General features: G+C 71.1%; 27 protein-coding genes and 1 riboswitch. Of the genes, 24 read left to right on the top strand and 3 right to left on the bottom strand.

Annotated features, from left to right (window positions below; genetic code table 11):
* Positions 1–22 precede the first annotated feature (22 nt).
* From rsmD to IE317_RS24790, 12 genes are all read left to right on the top strand, one after another.
* Positions 23–583: a 16S rRNA (guanine(966)-N(2))-methyltransferase RsmD gene (gene rsmD, locus IE317_RS24845; RefSeq protein ID WP_191313743.1), complete on the top strand. Its 561-nt coding sequence runs from the start codon at positions 23–25 to the stop codon at positions 581–583.
* 43 nt (positions 584–626) lie between these two features.
* A complete protein-coding gene (gene coaD, locus IE317_RS24840; RefSeq protein ID WP_191313742.1) occupies positions 627–1,112 on the top strand; it encodes a pantetheine-phosphate adenylyltransferase in 486 nt (161 codons plus the stop codon).
* A 126-nt stretch (positions 1,113–1,238) separates the two neighbouring features.
* Complete coding sequence (locus IE317_RS24835) at positions 1,239–1,922, top strand: ribonuclease domain-containing protein (protein ID WP_191313741.1); 684 nt, start codon at positions 1,239–1,241, stop codon at positions 1,920–1,922.
* A 109-nt stretch (positions 1,923–2,031) separates the two neighbouring features.
* Positions 2,032–2,760 (top strand): DivIVA domain-containing protein, encoded by a 729-nt coding sequence (locus IE317_RS24830; protein ID WP_191313740.1) that lies wholly within the window; start codon positions 2,032–2,034, stop codon positions 2,758–2,760.
* Between the two features lie 685 nt (positions 2,761–3,445).
* The gene (locus IE317_RS24825) at positions 3,446–4,048 is read left to right on the top strand and encodes a YceD family protein (RefSeq protein WP_191313739.1); all 603 of its coding nucleotides are present in this window, start codon (positions 3,446–3,448) and stop codon (positions 4,046–4,048) included.
* 72 nt (positions 4,049–4,120) lie between these two features.
* Positions 4,121–4,303, top strand: a complete 183-nt coding sequence (gene rpmF / locus IE317_RS24820) for a 50S ribosomal protein L32 (protein WP_003090635.1) — start codon at positions 4,121–4,123, stop codon at positions 4,301–4,303.
* A gap of 13 nt (positions 4,304–4,316) precedes the next feature.
* Entirely contained in the window at positions 4,317–5,066 is a 750-nt protein-coding gene (gene rnc, locus IE317_RS24815; RefSeq protein WP_191313738.1) for a ribonuclease III, read from the top strand.
* Between the two features lie 90 nt (positions 5,067–5,156).
* Positions 5,157–6,512, top strand: coding sequence for a polysaccharide lyase 6 family protein (locus IE317_RS24810; protein WP_191313737.1), 1,356 nt, complete (start codon positions 5,157–5,159; stop codon positions 6,510–6,512).
* 44 nt (positions 6,513–6,556) lie between these two features.
* Complete coding sequence (gene mutM, locus IE317_RS24805) at positions 6,557–7,429, top strand: bifunctional DNA-formamidopyrimidine glycosylase/DNA-(apurinic or apyrimidinic site) lyase (RefSeq protein WP_191313736.1); 873 nt, start codon at positions 6,557–6,559, stop codon at positions 7,427–7,429.
* A gap of 55 nt (positions 7,430–7,484) precedes the next feature.
* Positions 7,485–7,919, top strand: a complete 435-nt coding sequence (locus IE317_RS24800; RefSeq protein ID WP_013223693.1) for a helix-turn-helix domain-containing protein — start codon at positions 7,485–7,487, stop codon at positions 7,917–7,919.
* 306 nt (positions 7,920–8,225) lie between these two features.
* The gene (locus IE317_RS24795) at positions 8,226–8,705 is read left to right on the top strand and encodes a hypothetical protein (protein ID WP_191313818.1); all 480 of its coding nucleotides are present in this window, start codon (positions 8,226–8,228) and stop codon (positions 8,703–8,705) included.
* Entirely contained in the window at positions 8,702–9,880 is a 1,179-nt protein-coding gene (locus IE317_RS24790; protein ID WP_191313735.1) for an MAB_1171c family putative transporter, read from the top strand. The genes IE317_RS24795 and IE317_RS24790 overlap by 4 nt, the downstream gene beginning before the upstream one ends.
* Positions 9,881–10,037: 157 nt before the next feature.
* Here the strand turns inward: IE317_RS24790 and IE317_RS24785 are convergent, their stop codons facing one another.
* Positions 10,038–10,940 (bottom strand): SMP-30/gluconolactonase/LRE family protein, encoded by a 903-nt coding sequence (locus IE317_RS24785; RefSeq protein WP_191313734.1) that lies wholly within the window; start codon positions 10,938–10,940, stop codon positions 10,038–10,040.
* Positions 10,941–11,047: 107 nt separating this feature from the next.
* Between IE317_RS24785 and IE317_RS45160 the strand changes: the two genes are divergently transcribed.
* From IE317_RS45160 to IE317_RS24770, 3 genes are all read left to right on the top strand, one after another.
* Complete coding sequence (locus tag IE317_RS45160) at positions 11,048–11,176, top strand: hypothetical protein (protein ID WP_268246901.1); 129 nt, start codon at positions 11,048–11,050, stop codon at positions 11,174–11,176.
* A gap of 85 nt (positions 11,177–11,261) precedes the next feature.
* The gene (locus IE317_RS24775; protein ID WP_086843254.1) at positions 11,262–11,585 is read left to right on the top strand and encodes a PadR family transcriptional regulator; all 324 of its coding nucleotides are present in this window, start codon (positions 11,262–11,264) and stop codon (positions 11,583–11,585) included.
* Positions 11,582–12,796: a DUF1700 domain-containing protein gene (locus IE317_RS24770; protein ID WP_191313733.1), complete on the top strand. Its 1,215-nt coding sequence runs from the start codon at positions 11,582–11,584 to the stop codon at positions 12,794–12,796. Before IE317_RS24775 ends, IE317_RS24770 begins: the two co-directional genes overlap by 4 nt.
* An 84-nt stretch (positions 12,797–12,880) precedes the next feature.
* Here IE317_RS24770 and IE317_RS24765 read toward each other — a convergent pair whose 3' ends face one another.
* Positions 12,881–13,402, bottom strand: coding sequence for a general stress protein (locus IE317_RS24765; RefSeq protein ID WP_191313732.1), 522 nt, complete (start codon positions 13,400–13,402; stop codon positions 12,881–12,883).
* Positions 13,403–13,613: 211 nt separating this feature from the next.
* On the opposite strand from IE317_RS24765, the gene IE317_RS24760 reads away from it, so the two are divergent.
* Genes IE317_RS24760 through IE317_RS24745 form a run of 4 tightly spaced genes read left to right on the top strand, consistent with a single transcriptional unit; the run spans position 13,614 to position 17,815 of the window.
* Positions 13,614–14,978 carry a glutamine synthetase family protein gene (locus tag IE317_RS24760; protein ID WP_194732772.1) on the top strand — a complete coding sequence of 455 codons (1,365 nt, stop codon included), beginning with the start codon at positions 13,614–13,616 and terminating at the stop codon, positions 14,976–14,978.
* The gene (locus IE317_RS24755; RefSeq protein WP_191313731.1) at positions 14,959–15,684 is read left to right on the top strand and encodes a gamma-glutamyl-gamma-aminobutyrate hydrolase family protein; all 726 of its coding nucleotides are present in this window, start codon (positions 14,959–14,961) and stop codon (positions 15,682–15,684) included. Before IE317_RS24760 ends, IE317_RS24755 begins: the two co-directional genes overlap by 20 nt.
* A complete protein-coding gene (locus IE317_RS24750) occupies positions 15,681–17,048 on the top strand; it encodes an aldehyde dehydrogenase family protein (protein WP_191313730.1) in 1,368 nt (455 codons plus the stop codon). The genes IE317_RS24755 and IE317_RS24750 overlap by 4 nt, the downstream gene beginning before the upstream one ends.
* Positions 17,048–17,815 carry a 3-oxoacyl-ACP reductase gene (locus IE317_RS24745; protein ID WP_013223704.1) on the top strand — a complete coding sequence of 256 codons (768 nt, stop codon included), beginning with the start codon at positions 17,048–17,050 and terminating at the stop codon, positions 17,813–17,815. The genes IE317_RS24750 and IE317_RS24745 overlap by 1 nt, the downstream gene beginning before the upstream one ends.
* Here IE317_RS24745 and IE317_RS24740 read toward each other — a convergent pair.
* Positions 17,812–18,003, bottom strand: coding sequence for a hypothetical protein (locus IE317_RS24740; protein WP_191313729.1), 192 nt, complete (start codon positions 18,001–18,003; stop codon positions 17,812–17,814). The two genes, IE317_RS24745 and IE317_RS24740, sit on opposite strands and share 4 nt — an antisense overlap.
* A gap of 72 nt (positions 18,004–18,075) precedes the next feature.
* Here IE317_RS24740 and IE317_RS24735 point away from each other — a divergent pair, with 72 nt between their 5' ends.
* From IE317_RS24735 to glyA, 5 genes are all read left to right on the top strand, one after another.
* Positions 18,076–19,368: a helix-turn-helix domain-containing protein gene (locus IE317_RS24735; protein WP_191313728.1), complete on the top strand. Its 1,293-nt coding sequence runs from the start codon at positions 18,076–18,078 to the stop codon at positions 19,366–19,368.
* Positions 19,369–19,446: 78 nt separating this feature from the next.
* Positions 19,447–19,540, top strand: a riboswitch (glycine riboswitch).
* 140 nt (positions 19,541–19,680) lie between these two features.
* Entirely contained in the window at positions 19,681–22,512 is a 2,832-nt protein-coding gene (gcvP, locus tag IE317_RS24730) for an aminomethyl-transferring glycine dehydrogenase (RefSeq protein ID WP_191313816.1), read from the top strand.
* A 4-nt stretch (positions 22,513–22,516) separates the two neighbouring features.
* On the top strand, positions 22,517–23,608 hold the full coding sequence (gene gcvT / locus IE317_RS24725; RefSeq protein ID WP_191313727.1) for a glycine cleavage system aminomethyltransferase GcvT: 1,092 nt from the start codon (positions 22,517–22,519) through the stop codon (positions 23,606–23,608).
* Between the two features lie 14 nt (positions 23,609–23,622).
* On the top strand, positions 23,623–24,000 hold the full coding sequence (gcvH, locus tag IE317_RS24720; RefSeq protein WP_191313726.1) for a glycine cleavage system protein GcvH: 378 nt from the start codon (positions 23,623–23,625) through the stop codon (positions 23,998–24,000).
* Entirely contained in the window at positions 24,000–25,274 is a 1,275-nt protein-coding gene (gene glyA / locus IE317_RS24715) for a serine hydroxymethyltransferase (RefSeq protein WP_191313725.1), read from the top strand. Before gcvH ends, glyA begins: the two co-directional genes overlap by 1 nt.
* The last annotated feature ends 88 nt before the right edge of the window (positions 25,275–25,362 follow it).

Genomic DNA, 25,362 nt, shown 5'->3' with positions numbered 1-25,362 from the left:
GCCTTCCCCGCACAATCGGGGGGTGACCAGGATCGTGGCCGGGACGGCGGGCGGGCGGCGGCTGAAGGTGCCGCCGAAGGGCACGCGGCCGACGTCGGAACGCGTGCGGGAAGCCCTGTTCAACGCCCTGGAGACGGCGGGCGAGCTGGACGGCGCCCGCGTCCTGGACCTCTACGCCGGGTCCGGCGCGCTCGGCCTCGAAGCCCTCTCCCGCGGCGCCGCGGACGCCCTTTTCGTGGAGGCCGACCGGCGGGCCGTCGACGTCCTGCGCGGCAACGTCGCGGCGCTGGGCCTGGGCGGCACGGTCCGGGCCGGGCAGGTGGAGGCGGTCGTCGCGGCACCCGCACCCGGTCCGTTCGACCTGGTGCTGGCCGACCCGCCGTACGCCGTGGACGCGGCGGCGCTCGGGTCCGTGCTCGCGGCGCTGGCCGCGGGCGGCTGGCTGGGGTCGTCGGCCCTGGTGGTGATCGAGCGCGCCGCCCGCGACGGCGAGCCGGACTGGCCGCCGGGCTTCGAGCCGACGCGCGCGAAGAAGTACGGCGACACCGCCGTCTTCTGGGCGGAGTACGCGGCTGTGGCGTGAGCCACGCGGCGGAGACCGGGCCCGGCACGGTAGCGTCCGCGCCATGCGGCGTGCGGTCTGTCCCGGTTCCTACGATCCGGCCACCAACGGGCACCTCGACATCATCGAACGGGCCAGCCGGCTGTTCGACGAGGTCGTCGTCGCGGTGGGGGTGAACAAGAACAAGAAGGGCCTCTTCGAGATCGAGGAGCGCCTGGAAATCCTGCGCGAGATCACCACGGAGCTGCCGAACGTGCGGGTCGACTCGTGGGAGGGCCTGCTGGTCGACTACTGCCGCGACAACGACATCGTGGCGGTCGCCAAGGGCCTGCGCTCGGTCAGCGACTTCGACTACGAGCTGCAGATGGCGCAGATGAACCGCGAGCTCACCGGCATCGAGACGCTGCTGATGGCGAACAACCCGGCGTACGGCTTCGTGTCCAGCTCGCTGGTCAAGGAGGTCGCGGCGCTCGGCGGCGACATCGAGCGGTTCGTGCCGCCGATCGTCTACGAGCGGCTTTCGGGGAAGTTCCCCAAGCTCGGGCGCTGACCCTCTACAAGGGAGTGTCCGGTTTCCGTCGTTCGGCCCCCTCCGTTCGTCGGGACTTCGGCCTGGAGCTGCGGGAGTTCACGTCGTCGTCTCCTGACGATCATCCGGCCGGGTTACGGTCCGAAAATGACCAACTACCGATCGCGCCGGGCTGCCGTCCTGGTGGCGCTCTTGGCGACGCTGTTCGCCGGGGTCACCGCGCCGTCTTCCGCCGTCGCCGCGCAGAACGCCTGCGGCAACCTCTCCGGCTTCTCGCACACGACGCTCTCGGCGCTCCCGGCCGAAGCGACGACGACGTACCGGCTGATCCAGACGGACGGGCCGTTCCCGTACCCGAAGAACGACGGCGTCGTCTTCGACAACCGCGAAGGGGTGCTCCCGGCGTGCGCGTCGGGCTACTACCACGAGTACACGGTGCCGACGCCGGGCTCGAGCACCCGCGGCACGCGCCGCATCGTGACCGGCAGCGCGGGCGAGTACTTCTACACCGGCGACCACTACGCCACCTTCAAGGTCATCGACGTCGGCGGCGGCACGACGCACGCCTGCGGCGACCTCTCGGGCCTGGCGAAGATCGGCTACTCGCAGTTGTCGTCGGCGGCGAAGGCGGTCGTGGACAACGTGCGGAACGGCACGTCCGCGGGGACGACGTACGAGAACCGGGAGGGCGTGCTCCCGGCCTGCGCGTCCGGCTACTACAAGCTCTTCGCCGTCGGCACGAACGACCGCGTGATCTCCGGCAAGGCGGGCGAGCTGGCCTACACGCCCGACCGCTACGCCACCTTCGAGCGGATCGACCCGAATTCCTGACCCGCGCGCCGGGCGTGGTCCCGGGGGACACGCCCGGCGCCGGTGGCGTTCACCGCTTCGGCGCCCGATGCGGGCAGACTGGGCACAGCGACAGGGGATTGGAGTTGCCGTGTACCGGGTTTTCGAGGCGCTCGACGAGCTCGTCACCATCGTCGAGGAGGCGCGCGGCGTCCCGATGACGGCCAGCTGCGTGGTGCCCCGCGGCGACGTGCTCGAACTCCTCGACGACGTCCGCGACGCACTGCCGGCCGAGATCGACGACGCCCAGGACGTCCTCGACAAGCGCGACGACCTGATCCACGCGGCCCGCAAGGAGGCCGGCGAGACGGTCGCGGGCGCGAACGCCGAGGCCGAGCGCACGATCGCGGAAGCGACGGACGAAGCGGAGCGCATCCTCGCCGACGCGCGCGCCCGCGCGGAGCAGATGCTCGCCGACGCGCACGACCAGGCCGACCGCACGGTGGCGGCGGGCCAGGCGGAGTACCAGAACCTCACCGACCGCTCCCGAGCCGAGTCCGAGCGCATGATCCAGGCCGGCCGCGACGCCTACGACCGCGCCATCGAGGACGGCCGCGCCGAGCAGGCCCGCCTGGTCGCGCAGACCGAGGTCGTCCAGGCGGCCCACGCGGAGTCGGCCCGGATCGTCGACGAGGCCCACGCGGAGGCCGACCGCCAGCGCGCGGACTGCGACGCGTACGTGGACGGCAAGCTGGCGGAGTTCTCGGAGCTGCTGGCCACGACGCTGCGGACGGTGGACTCGGGCCGCAACCACCTGCGCTCCCCGGCGAACCTCCCCAGCTCGAGCGGCCGGCCGACGCTCTACGACTACCAGGTGTGACGAGGTTCTCAGGCCGCTGAGGGGCGGCTCGCTCGCGAGCTCCGGCGGTTGTCCACATCGCTGACCCGGTGTGGGCAAACCCGGCCTGAGGTGCGGCTTTCCGGCTTTTTCGTGGGGCGGCCTCGATAGACTGGAAGCGGGGGCAGCCCCCAGGGAGGGCGGGCCGTTTGCGGGCCGGGCCAGTCGCAGCGCCCTCCTCGGGCCTCACAGGTCGAACGGGACGCTGACACCCAACCCGCACCCCACCCAGACCTCCCCCGCCGCCCCGATCCGAAGCCAGAACACGGCCGGTGGCGCCGGGTCAAGGCACGCTTTCCCGCCTTGACGCGGTGCTGCCGGCCGTCGTCACAGTTGCGGCTTCGGGGTGGTGGGCACCAAGCTGCCAGCCGGCCAGGAAGCACCGGCTCGTCGGCCAAGGTGACCTGGCACCAACCCAGGTCAGCCGCACCTTCGGACCGAGCCCGACCAGCAGGCCCCGGCTACCACCGCGGAACGCCACAACAGCGACCGCCTTTGCCGGGATGGCTGACGTACCCGGAGGGTCGGCTCGCGTACCCAGCCGGTCGGCTCGCGTACCTGGGCGGTCGGATCCCTGCCGGGGAGGCGGGGACTTCCGGCCCGGACCTCGCCGTCCAGGGCCCGCCCAGCTCAAAAGAGGTGGCGGAGCGTGCGTACCCTGGACTGGATGTCCGAGAACAAGACCCCCCAGCTCGACGACCGCAGCCCGTGGGTGATCGACACCCGCGAGCTCGGCCGTCACGCCGGCCTCAGCCGCGCCGTCAAGCGCAGCGTGCCGGTGGAGACGCCGCTCGGCGTCCCCGATGTCATCACCATCGAAGCCGGCTCCGAGCTGGAACTCGACCTGCTCCTCGAGTCGGTCGTCGAAGGCGTGCTCGTGAGCGGCACCGCGAAGGCCACGGCCAAGGGCACCTGCGCCCGCTGCCTCGACCCGCTGACCGAAGAGGTCGAGGTCGAGGTCCAGGAGCTGTTCGCCTACCCGGGGTCGGCCACCGAGGAGACCACCGACGAGGACGAGATCCCCCGGCTGGTCGACGACCGGATCGACCTCGAACCCATCGTCCGCGACGCCGTCGTGCTGGCCCTACCGCTGGCTCCGCTGTGCACCGAGGACTGCGCCGGCCTCTGCACGGACTGCGGCGTCAAGTGGGCCGATCTCGAGCCCGGACACGGGCATGAGAAGATAGACCCTCGGTGGGCCGCACTCGTGGAGCGATTCGACGAGAACGCGGGCGAAAAGCCTGCGCAGGGCCCAGCTGAGCAAGCCTGACGAGCGTCCAGCTCGTCCGGAGGAAAGTTCGCTCGCACGACCGCGAGCAGACCGTCATAAGGAGATCTACTCGTGGCCGTCCCGAAGCGGAAGATGTCGCGATCCAACACGCGCTCCCGCCGCAGCCAGTGGAAGGCGGCTCCGGTGCAGCTGGTGCCCTGCTCCAACCGCGCCTGCAAGCAGCCGAAGCTCCAGCACGTCGCGTGCCCGTCGTGCGGCCAGCACAACGGCCGCCAGGTCGTCGAGCCCGCCTGATCGGCTAGCCGATATGGGGGGCAAGACGCCCAGGGGACCCGCAGCCGATCCGGCGCCGTTGCTCGAAGCGCTCGGGGTCACTCTCGACCCCGAGCTGCTCCGGCTTTCGCTGACCCACCGTTCGTACGCGTACGAAAACGGGGGGCTGCCGCCGAATGAGCGGCTGGAGTTCCTCGGTGATGCCGTGCTCAGCCTCGTCGTCACCGATCACCTGTACAACACGCATTCCGACCTGCCCGAAGGTCAGCTCGCGAAGCTCCGCGCCAGCGTCGTCAACATGCACGCCCTGGCGAGGGTGGCCCGCGGGCTCGGCGAGGGTGGCCTCGGGGCGCACCTGCTGCTCGGCAAGGGCGAAGAGCTCACCGGCGGCCGGGACAAGGCGAGCATCCTCGCCGACGGGCTGGAGGCGGTGATCGGTGCCGCCTACATCGAGCACGGCATCGAGATCGCGCGCAAGCTCGTGCACCACCTCTTCGACGGCCTGCTCGCCGAAGCGCCGCTGCGCGGGGCCGGGCTCGACTGGAAGACGAGCCTGCAGGAGCTGACCGCGTCGGCCGGGCTCGGCGTGCCGGAGTACAAGGTCGAGGACACCGGGCCGGACCACCGCAAGGAGTTCACGGCCACGGTGCTCATCGCCGGCCGTCCGCTGGGCCACGGCACCGGGTCGACGAAGAAGGAAGCCGAACAGAAGGCCGCCGAGACGGCCTGGCGTTCGCTGTCCGCCGAACTCGAGGCGCAGAAGCAAGCCGAACCGGAGTCCTGATCAGCGGGAACCCCCGTTGACGGCGCCGTCCTCCTCTCCGTAGCGTGGTGATCATCCGCCGCGCTCGTACTCAATGGAGAGGCAGGGCGGATGCGTCCGTTCTTCGTACCCCTGATCGCCGCGGCGCTCGTCATCGTGCCCGGCTCGCCGGCGTCGGCCGCGCAGATCCGCGTCACCTCGCTGGCGGCCCTGCAGTCCGCGATGGACAAGGCGAACCCGGGTGACACGATCGCCCTCGCGGACGGCAGCTACTCCGCGGGCGCGACGCTTTCGATCAAGCGGTCCGGCACCGCCTCGGCACCCGTGACGATCGCGGCCGAGCACACCGGGCAGGTCACCCTCACCGGCTCGAAGACCTTCGCCTTCGCGAGCGGCGTCTCGAACGTCGTGCTGCGCGGGTTCAAGTTCCGGGGCAGCGCGACGCTGAGCGTGCCGGCCGGCGCGCCGGGCAACCGCCTGACCCGCAACGACTTCCAGCTCGCGACCGACGGCAACTGGGTCACGGTCAGCGGCGACGACACGGTGGTGGACCGCAACGTCTTCCAGAACCGCACCAGCGAGGGCGTGTTCCTGCAGATCCTCGGTCCGTCCGGCGCCATGGCGAAGCGCGTCCACGTGCACCACAACTACTTCTACAACCACCAGTTCAGCGGGTCGAACGGCGGCGAGTCGATCCGGCTCGGGCTGAGCGACCGCCAGTCGTCTTCGGCGAACGCCCTGATCGAGAACAACCTCTTCGAGAAGGCCGACGGCGACAGCGAGGCGATCTCCGTCAAGTCGTCCGACAACGTGGTGCGCTACAACACGATCCGGGACAGCCGGGGCTACCTCGTGCTGCGCCACGGCGACCGCAGCACCGTCGAGGGCAACGTCCTCTTCGGCTCGGGCATCCGGTTCCACGGCAACGACCACCGGATCGTCGACAACTACGTGGCGAACTCCGGCGACCGGGCGATCGTCTTCGGCTCCGGCGACGAAGCCGACAGCGGCCCCACGAGCAAGCTCCACGACCGGCCCGACCGGGTGACGGTCGCCTACAACACAGTGCTGGGGTCGAACAGCGTGATCGACGGCGACGGCGGGGACTTCAAGCCGAAGGACTGCGTGGTCGCGGACAACATCGTCAAGGGCACCTCGGGGACGCTGGTCACGCTGCCCGGCGGGTCGACGGTCAAGTACGAGGGCAACATCACCTTCGGCGGCACGGCGGGCATCCCGTCGAAGTCCGTCGACCCGAAGCTGGTCAAGGACGCCGCCGGGCTCTACCGGCTGGCGCCGGGCAGCCCGGCGATCAACGCCGGTGTCGGGTCGTACCCGTCCGCGGCGAAGGACTTCGACTTGCAGGCCCGCTCGGGCACCTTCGACGTCGGCGCGGACGAGTACTTCGCCTCGGGGACCACCCGGGTTCCGCTGACGAAGGCCGACGTCGGACCCACCGCTCCGTAGGTGCCTTTGCGAAAACTGTCGTACCTCCCGGGCACAATGGCCGCATGCCCGAACTTCCCGAGGTCGAAGTCGTCCGCCTGGGCCTGCAGGCGCACGTCGCGGGGCGGACCATCCGCGATGCGGAGGTCATGCACCCGCGCGCCATCCGCCGGCACGCCCTGGGCGCGGAGGACTTCACGCAGCGGCTCGCCGGCACCCGCGTCGAGGCGGCGCGGCGGCGGGGCAAGTACCTGTGGCTGGAGCTGTCCGACAAGGAGGCGCTGCTGGCCCACCTGGGGATGAGCGGGCAGATGCTCGTCCAGCCGGAGGGCGCGCCGGACGAGAAGCACCTGCGGGTGCGGCTGCGCTTCGAAGACGACGGGCCGGAGCTGCGGTTCGTCGACCAGCGCACGTTCGGCGGCCTGGCGCTCGACGACCTCAGCGACATCGGCGGCGACGTCCTGCTGCCGGACACGATCGCGCACATCGCGCGCGACCCGATGGACCCGGAGTTCGACCTCGACGCGGCGGTGCGCGCGCTGCGGTCGCGGCGCACCGAGGTCAAACGGGCGCTGCTCGACCAGACGCTGGTTTCGGGCATCGGCAACATCTATGCAGACGAAGCGTTGTGGCGAGCTCGCCTGCACTGGGCCCGGCCGACCGAAAAGCTGACCCTGGCCAAGGGCCGCGAGCTGCTGTCCGCGGCGGCGGACGTGATGAACGAGGCGCTGGGCGCGGGCGGAACGTCGTTCGATGCCCTGTACGTGAACGTCAACGGGCAGTCGGGGTACTTCGATCGCTCGCTGGACGCGTACGGCCAGGAGGGGATGCCGTGCCACCGGTGCGGCACGGCGATCCGCCGGGAGCCGTTCATGAACCGTTCGTCGTTCTCGTGCCCGCGGTGCCAGCCGCGGCCGAGGGCGAACTCGGGTAGATAAAGGGGGTTTGCCTTTCAGCTAGGATGAATACGCCTGGTAGCTGAGGGAGAGCATCGTGGTCAAGGAGCCTGGGAAGTCGACGCTGGCCGACAAGATCGACCGGCTGTTCCACGTGGTCCGCAGGCCCGACCGCGAGCCGTACAGCAACGAAGAGGTCGCCAAGGCCTGCCGCGAAGCCACCGGCGAGAGCTTTTCGACGACTTACTTGTGGCAGCTGCGCACGGGCCGCCGCGACAACCCGACCAAGCGGCACCTCGAGGCGCTGGCGCAGTTCTTCGGAGTGCCGCCGGCGTACTTCTTCGACGACGAGCAGAGCAGGAAGATCGCGGAGGAGCTGGCCTTGCTGGGCGCGCTGCGCGACGCGGGAGTGCGGGATCTGGCGTTGCGAGCGGTGACGTTGTCCTCGGACGGCCTCGACACGATCAGCGACATGATCGACGCGATCGCCCGGAGGGAGGCCGGCCGCGGCGGCCCGAAGAAGGAGAGCTGAGGGTGGCAGGTGCCTTGACCCCCGAGGGGGGCGAGGTGGCCGGGGTGCGAGCCCGGACGGCGGCGGTGATCAGGTGCGGCCCTGCGCTTGCGGGAAGTGCGGCCGGGCCGATGCGGCCCGGCAGGGCGCGCGACAGGATTTCGAAGTTTTCGCTCCTGGCGCGTAACTCCGCCGGACCCGCCGCGTTGAACCAGCCGTTCGGCCGCGGCGCGGGGAAGGAGGGCTGAGGTAGCGCGACCATCGTGGCGCCGGCGACCCGCCCGCTCGCTCTGGCAGCGAGCCCGTCAGGTCGCCGACGGCGTCAGCCTGCCCGAACCGTTCGACGCCGAGGGTTTCGTCGCGGGCCTGGCCGCCGAGCGCGGGCGCCCCATCGAACTCATGCCGGTCAGCGCGCCCGAAGGCGCGCCATGCGGGCTGCTGATGAGCACCGAACGCGCCGACTACATCCTCTACCCGACCAACACGACCGCCCTGCACCGGCGGCACATCCTGCTGCACGAGGTCGGGCACCTGCTGTGCGGCCACGTCGGCGCCGACGTGGGCGCCGACGGTGTGGCCATCGACGCCGCCGCCGGGCGGCAGCTCATGCCGCACCTTTCCCCCGAGCTCGTCAAGCGGGTGCTCGGGCGTACCACCTACTCCGAGGTCGAGGAGCGCGAAGCCGAGCTCGTCGCGAGCCTGCTCGCGCAGCGCGTCGTCCGGCCCGCCGAGCCGCGCGGAGCCGAGCCGGGGATCCCGGACGGCGTGCGGCGCTTCGATTCCCTGTTCGGCCGCCGCACGCCGTGATCGAAACCCTGGCCTACTACCTCTGTACGGCGGGCTTCGCCGGGTTCGGCTACAAGCTGATCGAAGCGCGGCGCAGCCAGCCGGTGCGCACGATGTGGTTCCTCGCCGGCTTCGGCATCTGCATCGCCACCGGCATCCTGGTGCTGACCCCGGCGATGTCGGCCCTCGCCGGTCCGGGCCCGGTCGCCGAGTGGGTCCTCAGCCTGGCCGGCGACGAGCTGAAGCTGGGCGCGATCGGGTTCGCGGTGGCCTTCACGCAGTCGGTGTGGCGCGGCGAAGGCGCGCGGCTCGCACCGCACGCACTGTTCACCGCGGCGACGATGGCGCTGCTCGCGGTGTGCTTCGCGCTTTCCGGGCCACAGCGGGTGGGCGACGACACGGTCTTCCCGGCCGCCGGTCTGCCGTTCGCCCTGGCCGACAAGGTGCTGTTCCTGGTGTACAGCCTGATCAGCCTCGGGCTGCTGTTCGCGGTGTTCGTCCGCAGCGCGTGGCACGCGGCGCCGGGGCCGCTGCGGGCGGGGTTGTGGCTGCTGGTCGTCGGGGTGGGCGCGGCGGCCGGGTGGACGTTCTGGGACGTCGACGACGTCGTGCAGCTGGCCCGCACGGCCCGGATCGGCGCTCGCGAAGACGTGCCGTCGTCGGTGCTCGCGGCGGTGACGATCGGGTTCGTGGCGGCCGGGGCGACCCTCAGCGCCTGGTCGCCGGCGGTGTCGTCGGTGATCGGCCGGGTCCGGGCGTACCGGGCGTACCGCCGCATCGAGCCACTGTGGACGGCGTTGCGCACGGCGGTCCCGGGGATCGCCCTCGACCCGGGCCGCGAGCTGGCCGGGGGAGCGGAGTTCGCGCTGTACCGCAGGGTCATCGAAATCCGCGACGGCCACCTGGCACTGCGCGCCCACTTCGACCCGGACCTCCCGGCCCGAGCCGAGGCGGCGGCCCGCCGGGCGGGAGTCCGCGAGGCCGAGGTGGCGGCAACGGTGGAAGCGGTCACCCTGGCGGCGGCGATCGAGGCGGGCCGGGCGGGGCGCCGCTTCGACCGCGAACCCGACCCCGTGGCGGCACCGGACACGGAAGCGGACGTGGCCGCCGAGGCCGCTTGGCTGGTCCAGGTGAGCCGCGCCTGGCGCCGCAGGGAGGCAGTGGCCGAGCGGGTGGAGGCGGCCACGCCGGGCTGATCGCCGCGATCAGCTCGCGTGGTGGCCGGGTCACTGCGCCGCGGCAAGCCCCGCGGCAACCCCGCGGTCACTGCGCCGCGGCAAGCCCCGTGGTCACTGCGCCGCGGCAAGCCCCGCGGCAACCCCGCGGTCACTGCGCCGCACCCCGGTCCGCTTCTCAGCGCGGGTATCGAGCCCCGTTCACCGTCACCCTCAGCGTGTACACCGAGCTCGAAGCCGTGATGAACAGCTCGTTCCCGCGCGCCCCGCCGAAGGTGAAGTTCGAGCAGATCTCCGGGAGCCGGAGCTTGCCGATTCTCGTGCCGTCCGAGGCAAAACAGTGCAGGCCGTCGTGGGCCGCGGCCCAGACCTGCCCTTCGCTGTCCACCCTCACGCCGTCGAAGCCGCCGCTGTCGCTGGTCGCGAAGATGTCGCCGCCGGTCAGCTTTCCTTCGGGGCCGACCGAAAACACGCGGAGGTGGCTCGGTTTCTGCCGCGTGTCGGCGATGTACAACCGCGACTCGTCCGCGGAAAACGCCAGGCCGTTCGGCCGGCTGAAGTCGTCCGCGACGATCTCCACCGAGCCGTTTGGCGCCGCCCGGTACACGTGGCAGGCGCCGATCTCGCTCTCCGCCCGGTACCCCTCGTAATCGCTGTCGATGCCGTAACTCGGGTCGGTGAACCAGATTGACCCGTCCGAGTGCTCGACGACGTCGTTCGGGCTGTTGAGCCGCTTCCCCCGGTACTCCGACGCGAGCACCGTGATCGAGCCGTCGTGCTCGGTGCGCGTCACGCGGCGGGTGCCCTGTTCGCAGCTGATCAGCCGGCCCTGCCGGTCGACGGTGTGGCCGTTCGCGTAGTTCGACGGCTGCCGGAAGACGCCGACCCGGCCGGTCGTCTCGTCCCAGCGCAGCGTGCGGTCGTTCGGGATGTCGCTGAACACCAGGTAGCGGCCCGCCGGGAAGTACGCCGGTCCCTCCGTCCAGCGGCAGCCGGTGTGCAGGCGCTGCGTCCACTCGTCGCCGTTGACGCGCGTGAACCGCTCGTCCAGCACCTCGAAGTCCGTCTTGATCTGGTCCATCAGCCGCTCCTCACGAGATTCTCCCCAAAGCATGGTGCACCGGACTCCGCCCTCGGCAAGGCCTTCGTGCTCGTCGAAGCGAACGCCTGGAAGCGCTGCCCGAGGTCGTGGAGGCCCACGTCATCGCCGGTCCGGCGTCGCTGCGCCGGCTCTTCGCGATCGACGGCGTCACCGGCACGCAGACGATCGTCGTCCTCGAATCCTTCTTCGAGCGGCCGGTCGACACCCGCGGCTGAGCGCCACGGCCCGCGTATGCCCCTCCGCCGTGCACACTACTGTGCAATGCGTGGTACCTTTCCAAGCGTAAGACTGGAGGGTGCAGTGGAGATCAGTCAGCTGCTCAAGGGTGTGCTCGATCTGGCCGTCCTCGCGGTGCTCCGCGAAGAAGACGGCTACGGGTACGACGTACTGCGAAGACTCCGGGCCGCCGGCCTGGACGAGGTGGGGGACGCGTCGGTGTACGGAACGTTGCGCAGGCTCTACAAGGCCGGGCTGCTGACCTCGTACGTCGTGCCCAGCGAAGAGGGGCCCCACCGCAAGTACTACAGCCTGAACGAGCCGGGCCGGGCGCGGCTCGCGGAGTCGGGCAAGACGTGGCAGAGCTTCGCATCGACGATGAACGTGCTTTTGGGAGAGGCAGCATGAGCGACAAGCCGACCGCCGTGCGGGTGTATCTGGCGCGGGTCCGGACCGCGCTCGCCGACCTGCCCGCGAGCGAGATCGAAGAGATCCTCGAGGACGTCCGCCCGCACCTGGCCGAACTCGAGGCCGAGCTCGGGGCGGGCGCCCGCGTCGAGGCCCTGATCGAACGGCTCGGCTCGCCGGAGAGCTACGCCGCCGAGCTGCGGGCGTCCGGCGGGTACCCGGCGCCGAGCGAAGGCGCTACGCAGGTGCTCGCGACGGCCGCCGCGCCCAGCCTGGCCAAGCCGCGGATCGCCCTGTGGGGCCTGGTGCTCTGCGCGCTGGCGGTCGCGCTGCTCGCGTTCGGGGCCGGGGTTTCCATCCACGCCGAAGTGCTGGCGGGCCTGCTGCTGTTCGCGCCGGTGTTCCTCGTCAGCCTGGTGCTCCTGCTGCGCGGCGGGGTCGAGCCGGTGCTGGCGTTGCCGGAAGTCGTCTGGCTGCGCTCCACGCTGGCCAAGGGCCGCGAGCAGGACGACACCGGCAAGCTCCTGCGCTACCTCGGTTCGCTCAAACCGGCGTGGTGGGTGTTCTGCGCGATCGTCCTCGTCGGCTTCGGGCTGCTGCTCATGCTGCGGGAGCGGGACGCGGTGATCCTGCTGCCGTTCCTGATCCTCGCGGCCGTCGCGGCGGTGTGGGCCGGCCCGCGGCTGCGCGCCGACCGGCGGCTGCTGTGGGTGGCCGTGCCGATCTCGGCGTTCGTCATCGGCGGCGCGCTGGGCGGCTTCGGCGCCGCGGTCGACGTCCTCACCCGGAACTCCTACTCGGGCCCCTCGTCGTACTACCCGTCTTCGGCCGACAGCTACGGCAACGACCAGCTGACCTACGGCGGCCGCGACGTCGACAACGTCTACGCCTTCGACGCCGAGGGCAAGCCGCTGACGGAGGTCTACCTCTACGACGAAGAGGGCAGGCCGATCACGATCACCCGCTACGGCTGCGAGCGCTCGAGCGGCAGCCGGCAGAAGATCGGCGAGGACAACCGGTTCCCCCGGCCGAAGATCGAGCAGGGCGTCACCGACGACCAGGGCAACTACAACGGTTACAACGGCTACCGCGGCGCCTGCCGCGAGCTGGCGGGGGTGCCGTTCAGCGCGGCGATCCCGAAGGTGACCGTGCCGCCCACGACGACCACCACCACGCCGCCGGCGTCACCGTCGGCGACACCGACCAGGTAGGGGGACGGGAGCGGTCGGGGCCGCTCCCGACGCGGCGAAGGCCGCCTCCGGGGAGTGCCCGGGGGCGGCCTTCGATCTTCGGGGTCAGTGACCGAACGCGCTGCGCGCCGCGAGGTCGGCCAGCAGCGCGCGGCCCTTCTCGGCGTTGCGCGGCTGGGAAAGGACGTCGTAGCGGCGGGCCACCAGCTGGCTCTGCGAGATGAACCCGCGCTTGTTGCGGTTCACCGCGTAGCCCAGCGCGCCGAAGAGCAGGTTGAACCCGAGACCGGCGACGAGGCCGATCACGATCGGGACCAGGCCGGCGCCGGGGTTCAGCAGGCTGAGCATCAGGCCGAGGAACAGGCCGAACAGCGCACCGGACGTCGCCGCGCTGCCGAGGACCTTGCCCCACGACATCTTGCCCGCGACCCGCTCGACGAGCATCGGTTCCACGCCCACGATCGTGACGTCGGTGACGGGGAAGTCGGTGCCCGCGAGGTGGTCGACCGCGCGCTGTGCCTGCTCGTAGGACTCGTACGAACCGATCGGCCAGCCGGTGGGCATGGTCGGCAGCTGGGGCCGGGCCTGCTGCTGTCCGATCGTGCTCTGCTGCGTGAATGTGGTCATCGATCTCACCTCTCTTGTCCCGTTCAACGTGCGGGGACCCCGGTTTTCCTCCCGGCCGGGCGAATTCACAGACTCTTCTCAGCCGGGCATCCCGGACAATCCTCCCGTCGCCGCAATGGTTCAAAAAGATACCTTTGTTCCGGTTGACCCGGCGGGGCTCACCGGGTAGGAAGGACCGGCAAAGGATTCATACCAAACCTTTGGGGCGACGATGGCACGCAGGCGAGGCATGCTCACGCTCGACGAACTCCGCGCGCGCGTGGACGCGGGCACGATCGACACCGTGCTCGTCGCGCTCACCGACATGCAGGGCAGGCTGCAGGGCAAGCGCTGCTCGGCGGAGTACTTCCTGGACGAAGTCGTCGGGCACGCCACCGAGGCCTGCAACTACCTCCTCGCCGTCGACGTCGACATGAACACCGTCGGCGGCTACGCCCTCTCCTCGTGGGACAGCGGCTACGGCGACTTCGTGCTGCGCCCCGACCTCGAGACGCTGCGCGAGATCCCCTGGCACGAGGGCACCGCGCTCGTCCTCGCCGACGTCGAACGCGTGCAGGGCGGCCCGGTCTCGGTGTCGCCGCGGCAGATCCTGCGCCGCCAGCTCGACCGGCTCGCCGAGCGCGGGCTGGCCGCGTTCGTCGGCACCGAGCTCGAGTTCATCGTCTTCGACGACACCTTCGAGACCGCCTGGGACAAGCGCTACCACGGCCTCAGGCCCGCCAACCAGTACAACGTCGACTACTCGATGCTCGGCACCGCGCGGCTGGAACCGCTGCTGCGCCGCATCCGCAACGACATGGCCGGCGCCGGGCTCTACCCCGAGTCCGCCAAGGGCGAGTGCAACCCCGGGCAGCAGGAGATCGCCTTCCGCTACACCGACGCGCTCACCACCTGCGACAACCACAGCGTCTACAAGAACGGCGCCAAGGAGATCGCCGCGCAGGAGGGCAAGAGCCTCACCTTCATGGCGAAGTACAACGAGCGCGAGGGCAACTCCTGCCACATCCACATCAGCCTGCGCTCCACCGAGGGCCGCGCCGTCCTGGCCGGGGACGGCGAGCACGGCTTCTCGAAGCTGATGGAGCACTTCCTCGCCGGCCAGCTCGCCGGGCTGCACGAGCTGACGTACTTCCTCGCGCCCAACATCAACTCCTACAAGCGGTTCGTGCCCGGCAGCTTCGCCCCGACCGCGATCGCCTGGGGCACCGACAACCGCACCTGCGCGCTGCGTGTGGTCGGGCACGGCGAGTCGCTGCGCGTGGAGAACCGGGTTCCCGGTGGGGACGTCAACCCGTACCTCGCCGTCGCCGCGCTCGTCGCCGCCGGGCTGCACGGCATCGAGAACAAGCTGGAGCTGGAAGAGCAGTTCACCGGCAACGCCTACCACTCCGACCGCGGCACGGTGCCGACCACTCTCCCCGAGGCCGCGGCGGCCCTGGCGGGCAGCGACCTGGCGCGGGCGGCCTTCGGCGACGACGTCGTCGACCACTACCTCAACGCGGCGAAGATCGAGATCGACGCCTACAACGCCGCCGTCACCGACTGGGAGCTGATCCGTGGCTTCGAGCGCCTCTGAGTCGAGTCAAAGCAAGCCGGTCATCGGCCTCACCAGCTACCTCGAACCCGCGAAGTTCCTGGTCTGGGACACCGAAGCCGTGCTGCTGCACCGGGTCTACGTCGACTGCGTGGTCGCGGCGGGCGGCATCCCGGTGCTGCTGCCCCCGGTGTCCGACGCGCACGAGCGCTTGGTGTCCACTGTGGACGGCCTGGTGCTCACCGGCGGCGCCGACGTCGAGCCCGGGCGCTACGGCGCCGAGCCGCACCCGGCCACCTACGTCCGGCCGGAGCGGGACGCCTTCGAGTTCGGCCTGTTCGCCGCCGCGCGCCGAGCGGGCAAGCCGGTGCTCGGCGTGTGCCGCGGCCTGCAGGTGATGAGCGTCGCCCTCGGCGGCACGCTCACCCAGCACCTGCCGGAAACCCAGGGAACGACCGACCACCAGCCCGCTCCCGCGACCTTCGGCCGGGGGACCGTGACGCTCGCCGAGGGCAGCCGGGCGGCGGCGATCCTCGGGCCCGAGACCAAGACACTCTGCTACCACCACCAGGCGATCGACCGGCTCGGCACCGGCCTCGAAGCGGTCGGCTGGGCCGCCGACGGCACGATCGAGGCCGCGGAAGTGCCCGGCGAGTTCGTTCTGGGCGTGCAGTGGCACCCCGAGCAGGACAGCGACGACGTCCGGCTGTTTCAGGCTCTCGTCGAAGCGAGCAAGGAGACCCGATGACCACGAGTTTCGACGTCCTCAACCCGGCCACCGAGGAGGTGGTGCGGACCGTCCCCCTGACCAGCGCCGAGGAGACCGACGCGGCGATCGCCCGCGCCCACGCGGCCTTCCCGGCGTGGCGTGACGTCACCCCGGGCGACCGCGCGCGGCTGCTGCGCCGCTTCGCCGACGCCGTCGAGGCCGACATCGAGCACCTCGCCCGGCTGGAGGTCGAGAACTCCGGGCACACCATCGGCAACGCCCGCTGGGAGGCTGGCAACGTCCGGGACGTCCTCAACTACTACTCGGCCGCCCCGGAACGCCTGCTCGGCAAGCAGATCCCGGTGCCCGGCGGCATCAACGTCACCTTCTCCGAGCCCCTGGGCGTGGTCGGCGTGATCGTGCCGTGGAACTTCCCGATGCCGATCGCCGGCTGGGGGTTCGCGCCCGCGCTCGCCGCGGGGAACACCGTCGTCCTCAAACCCGCCGAGCTGACTCCGCTGACCGCCATCAGGCTGGCCGAGCTGGCGCGCGAAGCGGGCATCCCGGAGGACGTCTTCCAGGTGCTGCCCGGCAAGGGGTCCGTGGTCGGGCAGCGGTTCGTCGACCACCGGGCCGTGCGGAAAGTGGTCTTCACCGGCTCCACCGAGGTCGGCAAGCAGATCATGGCGGGCTGCGCGGCGCAGGTGAAGCGCGTGACGCTGGAGCTGGGCGGCAAGAACGCGAACATCGTCTTCGCCGACTCCGACCTGGAAAAAGCCGCCGCGACCGCGCCCTACGGCGTCTTCGACAACGCCGGCCAGGACTGCTGCGCGCGGTCGCTGATCCTGGTGCAGGCGAGCGCGTACGACCGCTTCATGGACCTGCTGGAACCCGCGGTGCACGGCGTCGTCGTCGGCGACCCGGGCGACGAGAAGACCGAGATGGGCCCGCTGATCTCGGCCGCGCACCGGGCGAAGGTCGCCTCCTACGTGCCGGACGACGCGCCGGTCGCGTTCCGCGGCACCGCACCCGAGGGCCGCGGCTTCTGGTTCCCGCCGACCGTCGTCACCCCGCCCGACCTGCGGCACCCGGTCGCGGCGGAGGAGGTCTTCGGCCCGGTCGTCGCCGTCGTGCCGTTCGCGGAGGAGGCCGACGCGATCCGGATGGCCAACGCGACCGAGTACGGCCTGTCCGGGTCGATCTGGACCCGTGACGCCGGCCGCGCGTTCCGGGTTGCGCGGGGCGTCGAATCCGGCAACCTCTCGGTGAACTCGCACTCGTCGGTGCGCTACTGGACGCCGTTCGGCGGCTTCAAGCAGTCCGGCCTCGGCCGCGAGCTCGGCCCGGACGCCGCCGCGGCGTTCACCGAAACCAAGAACGTCTTTCTGAGCACGGAGGAGTAATGGTCCAGCGTTTCGAAGGCCGCGTCGCGGTCATCACCGGCGGCGCCAGCGGCATCGGGCTCGCCTCGGCCCGGCGCTTGGCGAGCGAAGGCGCGAAGGTCGTCATCGGGGACCTGACGCCGGACTCGGGGAAGGCCGCGGCCGACGAGATCGGCGGCGCGTTCATCCAGACCGACGTCACCGACGCCGAGCAGGTCGAGAACCTGTTCCACAGCACGGTGGAGCAGTTCGGTTCGGTCGACGTCGCCTTCAACAACGCCGGCATCTCGCCGCCGGAGGACGACTCCATCCTCACCACCGGCATCGAGGCGTGGGAGCGCGTGCAGCGGGTCAACCTGACCTCGGTGTACCACTGCTGCAAGGCCGTCCTGCCGCACATGCAGCGCCAGGGCAAGGGCTCGATCATCAACACTGCGTCGTTCGTCGCGGTGATGGGCGCGGCGACGTCGCAGATCTCCTACACCGCGTCCAAGGGCGGCGTGCTGGCGATGAGCCGCGAGCTCGGCGTGCAGTTCGCGCGGGAGAACATCCGCGTCAACGCGTTGTGCCCGGGACCGGTGAACACCCCGCTGCTCAAGGAGCTGTTCGCCAAGGACCCGGAACGCGCGGCCCGCCGCCTGGTCCACGTCCCGGTCGGCCGGTTCGCCGAGCCGGAGGAGATCGCGGCCGCGGTCGCCTTCCTGGCCAGCGACGACGCCAGCTTCATCACCGCGTCGCAGTTCCTGGTCGACGGCGGCATCTCCGGCGCGTACGTCACCCCGCTCTAACGGCGCGTCTTGACGCCGTAGACGTCCTTGAGGAACTTCCAGGCGGCGTTGAGGCGCTTGCGTTCCTCGGAGATCGCTTTCTCGCGGCGGCGAAGAACGCGAGTGGCGACCTCGGAGGCGAGGAAGGCACCGGCGGCGAAGGTCAGGACGCCGACGATCAGGGTGAGGGCGATGACGGTGGTGGTCATGGTGACCAGCGTCGGAGCGCCGTGGGCGGTTTGTCCCTGCGCAAAGCTAGCGGGTTTCGTTAGCTTTGTGAGGTGACGCACTGGCGCGCCGGCGAGTGGGCGGAAGCGGTCCGCACGGGCATCCGCTCCCGGGGCCTGTCCCTGGACGAGGCCGCGCGGCGCATCGGCGTTCCGACGTCGACGTTGCGCAGCTGGATCGAGCACCGGCACGCGCCGAAGGTGACGGTGTTCGACCACTGGGCGCAGCTCGCCGAGGTCACCGGGCTCGGGGAGGCCGAGCTGCTGCGCGTCGCCGGCGTCCTGCCCGATTCGCTGGCTTCGCCGGTGCACGTCGCCCAGGCGGCGAAGGCGCTGCGGGAGGGCATCGACCGGGCCGGGCAGTTCCTCCGGCAGGCCACCGCGCTCGTCTACTCCTCGCCCGGCACGCAGGTGGCCAACGCGATCGCGGCGTCGCCGGTCGACTGGGAGATGCGGATCCGCTCGGCCACCCGCGGCGACGAGGTCCGCGTCACCTACCACCACTACGTCGGGATCGTGCCGCCGCGGGACTTCCCCCACGACGACGCCGAGGTGCGCCGCATCATCGAGCACGACGTCCTCGGCGAGCTCTGGCGGCCGCTCGGGCTGTACTGGCGGGTCGCCGAGGTGCACGACTGGCACGAGCCGCCGCGGCTGGTCATCCAGGTGCCCGAGCAGGAAGCGACGCGGCCGCCCGTGCCGTCGCCGGTCGTCGCCGCGCCGCCGGTGGTCGTGCTGTCGCCGATCTGGGGGTACGGCGAGCTGCTGGCCTCGCTGATCGCCGACGGCCTCGGGTTCGGCAACGTCGACTTCCGCTACTTCGGCCTCCCCGACGCGATGGCCGACCGGGTCCGGATCACCGCACGCGAGCTGGCCGAACCCGCGCCGCGGCTGGTGCACTCGGTGCCGCCGATCATGCTGCTGCACGGCCTGGCCGTGCCGGACCTGACCGGACGGCTCCCGGTCGTCGTCCGCTACGGCCCGCGGATGCGCGCGCGGGCGGCCCGCATCTACCGGTCGGCGCTGCGCGAAGCGGGGTTCGAGGACCCGCTGGAGGGCGCCCGGGCGATCGAGGAGGCGATCGCGGTCCCGCCGGGCTGCGCGCACTTCGAGGTGACCCTGGCCGACGAGGACGTCTTCGACGGCGACCGGCCGTCGCTGGACCGGCTCAACGACTCGGTGGCCTGGCACGCCGAGCAGATCGTCGAGCAGGTCCTGCTGGGCGCGGGCCTCCCGCCGGTGCCGCTCGGCGGGCCGCTGAAGCGCCTGGTGCTGCCCTCCGGCCGGGTCCGGCGGCCGCCGGTGCTGGCGGGGAGCGTGGTGCGTCGAGCCGCGCTCGAAGGCTGATGTGGTGTTGCCCGGGTGAAGTAGACGGCCGCGGGAAGCGGCAGGTACCGTGACCGTCACAACTGCAGATCGGGCCGTCGAGCCGAGGCGGGAGAGCCCTCACGAAGTCGGTGGGGCACCGAAGGAGCAAACTCCCCGGAATCTCTCAGGTACCTGCTACCGCTTCGCGCGAGGCCACTCTGGAAAGCAGGCGCACCCGCGCCTCACCCAAGGTGAAAGCCGCTGCACAGGCGGTGAAACTCTCAGGTGCCATGACAGAGGGGGAGTTCCCAGCGCACCGTTCTGCCCGGTGCCCGGCCCGAGGAGCTCCCCATCACTTCCACGCAGTTCGACGCCCGCCACATCGGCCCGTCCGAGGCCGAACGCGCGAAGATGCTGGCCGAGTGCGGCTACGGCAGCCTGGACGCCCTCGTCGGGGCCGCCGTCCCGAGCGCCATCCGCGCCACCCGTGACCTGCGGCTCCCGCCTGCCGCGTCCGAAGAGGACGCCACCGCGGAGCTGCGCGCCCTCGCCGCGCGCAACCGGCCGATGACGCAGATGATCGGCCTCGGCTACTCCGACACCGTGACGCCCGGCGTGATCCGCCGCAACGTCCTCGAGAACCCGGCCTGGTACACCGCATACACGCCCTACCAGCCGGAAATCTCCCAGGGCCGTCTCGAAGCCCTCCTCAACTTCCAGACCATGGTCGCCGACCTGACCGGCCTGGCCACCGCGAACGCCTCGCTGCTGGACGAGTCGACCGCCGTCGCCGAGGCCGTGACGCTGATGCGCCGCGCGTCCAAGGCGAAGTCCAACAAGGTCGTCTTGGACGCCGAGTGCCTGCCGCAGACCATCGCCGTCGTGCGCACCCGCGTCGAGGCCCTGGGCATCGAGGTCGAGGTCCGCGACCTGCTCACCGGCCTGCCCGAGGACTTCTTCGGCGTCGTCGTCCAGTACCCGGGCGCGTCCGGCGTGCTGCGCGGCCGCGGCTTCTACCACGCGATTTCCGAGTCGGCGAAGGCCGCGGGTGCGCTGTTCACCGTCGCCGCCGACCTCCTCGCGCTCACCCTGATCACCTCGCCCGGCGAGTTCGGGGCCGACGTCGCCGCCGGCTCGACGCAGCGCTTCGGCGTCCCGCTCGGCTACGGCGGCCCGCACGCCGGGTACATGTCCGTCCGCGCCGGGCTCGAGCGCTCGCTGCCGGGGCGCCTGGTCGGCGTCTCGGTCGACGCTGACGGCAACGCCGCCTACCGCCTCGCCCTGCAGACCCGTGAGCAGCACATCCGCCGCGAGAAGGCGACGTCCAACATCTGCACCGCGCAGGTCCTCCCCGCCGTGCTGGCCGCGATGTACGCGGTCTACCACGGCCCGGACGGCCTGAAGAAGATCGCCCAGCGCGTCCACGGCCTCGCCGCGGGCTTCGCCGACGCCCTGCGCCAGACCGGCGTCGAGGTCGTGCACGAGTCCTTCTTCGACACGGTCGTCGCGCACGTCCCGGGGCAGGCCGCCGAGGTCCACGCGGCCGCCCGCGAGGCCGGGATCAACCTCGGTCACGTCGACGCCGACCACGTCCGCGTCGCCTTCGACGAGGTCAGCACCCCCGCGATCACCGCGAAGGTGCTGCGCGCGTTCGGCGTCGAAGAAGAGGTCACCGATGGTGTCGCGCTGCCGAACGGCCTGGCCCGCGAGAGCGGCTTCATGGGCCACGAGGTCTTCGGCACCCACCGCTCCGAGACGGCGATGCTGCGCTACCTGCGGAAGCTGTCCGACCTGGACTACGCGCTCGACCGCGGCATGATCCCGCTCGGCTCCTGCACGATGAAGCTCAACGCCACCACGGAGATGGAGCCGATCAGCTGGCGCGAGTTCGCCGGCATCCACCCGTTCGCGCCGGCCGAGGACGCCGAGGGCTACCACGTCCTCGTCGCGCAGCTGGCCGAGTGGCTGGCCGAGGTGACCGGCTACGACAAGGTGTCGCTGCAGCCGAACGCGGGCAGCCAGGGCGAACTCGCCGGCCTGCTCGCGATCCGCGCCTACCACCGCGCGAACGGTGACGAGGCTCGCGACGTCTGCCTGATCCCGTCGTCCGCGCACGGCACCAACGCCGCGTCCGCGGTGCTCGCCGGGATGCGCGTCGTCGTCGTCAAGTGCACCGACGAGGGCAACGTCGACCTCGCCGACCTGCGGTCCAAGGTGGACACCCACCGCGAGACCCTGGCCGCGATCATGGTCACCTACCCCTCCACGCACGGCGTGTACGAGCACGACATCGACGAGCTGGCCAAGATCGTCCACGACGGCGGCGGCCAGGTCTACGTCGACGGCGCGAACCTCAACGCCCTGCTGGGCCTGGCGAAGCCGGGGGAGTTCGGCGGCGACGTCTCGCACCTGAACCTGCACAAGACGTTCTGCATCCCGCACGGCGGTGGCGGCCCCGGTGTCGGCCCGGTCGCGGTGCGCGCGCACCTCGCGCCCTACCTGCCGAACCACCCGCTGCTCGACGCCGCCGGCCCGGAAACTGGCGTCGGCCCGATCAGCGGCGCGCCGTACGGCTCGGCGTCGATCCTGCCGATCTCCTGGGCCTACGTCCGGATGATGGGCGCGCCCGGCCTGACCGCGGCCACGAAGGTCGCCGTGCTGGCCGCGAACTACGTGGCTTCGCGGCTCGCCCCGCACTACCCGGTGCTCTACACGGGCCAGGACGGCCTGGTCGCCCACGAGTGCATCCTCGACCTGCGCCAGCTCACCAAGGAGACCGGCGTGACGGTCGACGACGTCGCCAAGCGGCTCATCGACTACGGCTTCCACGCGCCGACGATGTCGTTCCCGGTCGCCGGCACGCTGATGGTGGAGCCGACCGAGTCCGAGGACCTGGGCGAGATCGACCGGTTCTGCGACGCGATGATCGCCATCCGCGCCGAGATCGACGAGGTGGCCAACGGCAAGTGGACTGCCGAGGAGTCGCCGCTGCGGGGTGCCCCGCACACCGCGGAGACGCTGGTCGGCGAGTGGGACAAGCGCTACGACCGCGAGCTGGCCGTGTACCCGGCGGGTGTTTCGCGCAAGAACAAGTACTGGCCCCCGGTGCGTCGCATCGACGGCGCCCGCGGCGACCGTAACCTCGTGTGCTCCTGCCCTCCCCTCAACGCTTACGAAGGCTGAACCCGTGTCTCGCGAAACTTCCCTGCACGGAGTCCACAAGGGACTCGGTGCGCTGTTCACCGACTTCGCCGGCTGGTCCATGCCGGTCCGCTACGCCAGCGAGCTGGCCGAGCACAAGGCCGTCCGCGAGGCGGCCGGGCTGTTCGACCTGTCGCACATGGCCGAAATCCACGTCACCGGCAAGCAGGCGGCCGACGTCCTGGACTTCGCGCTGGTCGGCAACCTCACCGGGGTCAAGCCGGGCCGGGCGCGGTACACGATGATCTGCAACGCTTCCGGTGGGGTCCTCGACGACCTGGTCGTCTACCGCCTGGCCGACGAGCACTACCTGGTCGTCGCGAACGCGGGCAACGCGCAGGTCGTCGCGGACGCCCTCGCCGAGCGGGTCGCGGGCTTCGACGCGGTCGTGGACGACAAGTCCGAGACCACCGCGCTGATCGCCGTCCAGGGCCCGAAGGCCGTCGTGATCCTGGCCGCGGTCACCGACGCCGACCTGGACGCGCTGAAGTACTACGCCAGCGTCCCGGCGTCGGTGAAGGGCCACGACGTCCTGCTCGCCCGCACCGGCTACACCGGCGAAGACGGCTTCGAGCTGTTCGTCGACGCCGACGAGGCACCGGCGCTGTGGCGCCTGCTGCTGGAGGCCGGCGAGCCGCACGGCCTGGTCCCGGCGGGCCTGGCCTGCCGCGACACGCTGCGGCTCGAAGCCGGGATGCCGTTGTACGGCAACGAACTCACGGTCGAGCAGAGCCCCTTCGAGGCGGGGCTGGGCCGCGTCGTCAAGTTCGAGAAGCCGGGCGACTTCGTCGGCCGCGCGGCGCTCGAAGAGCGGTCCAAGGCGGACGTCCCGCGCGTGCGGGTCGGGCTCAAGGGCGCCGGTCGCCGCGCCCCGCGCCACGGTTACGCGGTGCTGGCCGACGGCACCGAGATCGGCGAGGTCACCAGCGGCGCGCTGTCGCCCACCCTCGGTTATCCGATCGCCATGGCGTACGTCGATCGGGCGTACGCCGAGCCCGGCACCGAGCTCTCCGTCGACATCCGGGGCAGGATCGAGCCCGTCGAGGTCGTCGCCCTGCCCTTCTACTCCCGCGCGTAAGGACTGAACGAACCGTGAGCATCCCCGAGAACCTGAAGTACACCAAGGAACACGAGTGGCTCTCCGTCTCCGACGGCGTCGCCACCGTCGGCATCACCGCCTTCGCCGCCGAGTCGCTCGGTGACATCGTGTTCGTCCAGCTGCCCGACGCGGGCTCGACCATCACCGCCGGCGAGGTGTTCGGCGAGGTCGAGTCGACCAAGTCGGTCAGCGAGCTGTACGCGCCGGTCTCCGGCGAGGTCGTCGAGGTGAACGGCACCACATCGGACACCCCCGAGGTCATCAACTCCGACCCGTACACCGAAGGATGGCTCCTGAAGGTGCGTCTGACCGGGGACGTGCCGGACCTGCTCGACGCCGCCGCCTACGCCGCGCACACCCAGGAGAACTGATGACGACGTTCGACCAGCACCTGTCCGAAGTCGACCCCGAGGTCGCCGCGGCCGTCGCGGACGAGCTGAACCGCCAGCAGTCGACCCTGGAGATGATCGCCTCCGAGAACTTCGCCCCGGTGGGCGTGCTCGAGGCGCAGGGCTCGGTGCTGACCAACAAGTACGCCGAGGGCTACCCCGGCCGCCGCTACTACGGCGGCTGCGAGCACGTCGACGTCGTCGAGCAGCTCGCCATCGACCGCGCGAAGGCCCTCTTCGGCGCCGAGCACGCCAACGTCCAGCCGCACTCGGGCGCCCAGGCCAACGCGGCCGCGATGTTCGCCGTGCTCAAGCCGGGCGACACGATCCTCGGCCTCGACCTGGCCCACGGCGGTCACCTGACGCACGGGATGAAGATCAACTTCTCGGGCAAGCTCTACAACGTCGTCGCCTACCACGTCGACAAGGAAACCGGGATCGTCGACCTCGCCGAGATCGAGCGGCTGGCCGTCGAGCACGAGCCGAAGCTGATCATCGCCGGCTGGTCGGCCTACCCGCGTCAGCTCGACTTCGCCGAGTTCCGCCGGATCGCGGACAAGGTCGGCGCTCGCCTCATGGTCGACATGGCGCACTTCGCCGGGCTGGTCGCGGCCGGGCTGCACCCGTCGCCGGCGCCGCACGCCGACATCGTCACCACGACCACGCACAAGACCCTCGGCGGCCCGCGCGGCGGGCTCATCCTGTGCCGCGAGGAACTGGCCAAGAAGATCAACTCGGCGGTGTTCCCGGGCCAGCAGGGCGGACCCCTCGAACACGTCATCGCGGCCAAGGCCGTCGCGCTGAAGATCGCCGCGAGCGAGGAGTTCAAGGAGCGCCAGCAGCGCACCCTGGAGGGTTCGCGGATCCTGGCCGCGCGGTTGTCCCAGTCGGATTGCGCCGACGCCGGTGTGCGCGTGCTGACCGGCGGCACCGACGTCCACCTGGTGCTCGTCGACCTCGTCCAGTCCACCCTGGACGGCCAGCAGGCCGAGGACCGGCTGCATGAGGTCGGCATCACGGTCAACCGCAACGCCGTCCCGTTCGACCCGCGCCCGCCGATGATCACCTCCGGCCTGCGCATCGGCACGCCGGCGCTGGCCACCCGCGGCTTCCGGGCCGAGGACTTCGCCGAGGTCGCCGACGTCATCGCCGAGGCGCTGAAGCCGGACTTCGACGACGCCGTGCGGACCAAGCTGCGCGACCGCGTCGAGACGCTGGCCAAGAAGCACCCGCTGTACGCGGACCTCGCGCGATGAGCGCCCAGCCCGAAGGCCGGAAGCTGTTGCGTCTCGAGGTGCGCAACAGTGAGACGCCGATCGAGAAGAAGCCGTCGTGGATCAAGAC

Source organism: Amycolatopsis bullii (genome assembly GCF_014654205.1).
Taxonomy (GTDB): Bacteria; Actinomycetota; Actinomycetes; order Mycobacteriales; family Pseudonocardiaceae; genus Amycolatopsis; species Amycolatopsis plumensis.
Note: the sequence above shows the minus strand (reverse complement) of the source record. Positions and strands in the feature narration are given on the sequence as shown.

What these genes read in the sequence shown, in the direction of transcription:
- mutM (WP_191313736.1), top strand. Translation starts at nt 6,557, where the DNA reads ATGCCCGAACTTCCCGAGGTCGAAGTCGTCCGCCTGGGCCTGCAGGCG.
- IE317_RS24810 (WP_191313737.1), top strand. Translation starts at nt 5,157, where the DNA reads ATGCGTCCGTTCTTCGTACCCCTGATCGCCGCGGCGCTCGTCATCGTG.
- IE317_RS24760 (WP_194732772.1), top strand. Translation starts at nt 13,614, where the DNA reads ATGGCACGCAGGCGAGGCATGCTCACGCTCGACGAACTCCGCGCGCGC.
- IE317_RS24740 (WP_191313729.1), bottom strand. Translation starts at nt 18,003, where the DNA reads ATGACCACCACCGTCATCGCCCTCACCCTGATCGTCGGCGTCCTGACC.
- IE317_RS24785 (WP_191313734.1), bottom strand. Translation starts at nt 10,940, where the DNA reads ATGGACCAGATCAAGACGGACTTCGAGGTGCTGGACGAGCGGTTCACG.
- IE317_RS24745 (WP_013223704.1), top strand. Translation starts at nt 17,048, where the DNA reads ATGGTCCAGCGTTTCGAAGGCCGCGTCGCGGTCATCACCGGCGGCGCC.
- IE317_RS24770 (WP_191313733.1), top strand. Translation starts at nt 11,582, where the DNA reads ATGAGCGACAAGCCGACCGCCGTGCGGGTGTATCTGGCGCGGGTCCGG.
- IE317_RS24825 (WP_191313739.1), top strand. Translation starts at nt 3,446, where the DNA reads ATGTCCGAGAACAAGACCCCCCAGCTCGACGACCGCAGCCCGTGGGTG.
- IE317_RS24835 (WP_191313741.1), top strand. Translation starts at nt 1,239, where the DNA reads ATGACCAACTACCGATCGCGCCGGGCTGCCGTCCTGGTGGCGCTCTTG.
- IE317_RS24750 (WP_191313730.1), top strand. Translation starts at nt 15,681, where the DNA reads ATGACCACGAGTTTCGACGTCCTCAACCCGGCCACCGAGGAGGTGGTG.
- coaD (WP_191313742.1), top strand. Translation starts at nt 627, where the DNA reads ATGCGGCGTGCGGTCTGTCCCGGTTCCTACGATCCGGCCACCAACGGG.
- IE317_RS24765 (WP_191313732.1), bottom strand. Translation starts at nt 13,402, where the DNA reads ATGACCACATTCACGCAGCAGAGCACGATCGGACAGCAGCAGGCCCGG.
- rnc (WP_191313738.1), top strand. Translation starts at nt 4,317, where the DNA reads ATGGGGGGCAAGACGCCCAGGGGACCCGCAGCCGATCCGGCGCCGTTG.
- glyA (WP_191313725.1), top strand. Translation starts at nt 24,000, where the DNA reads ATGACGACGTTCGACCAGCACCTGTCCGAAGTCGACCCCGAGGTCGCC.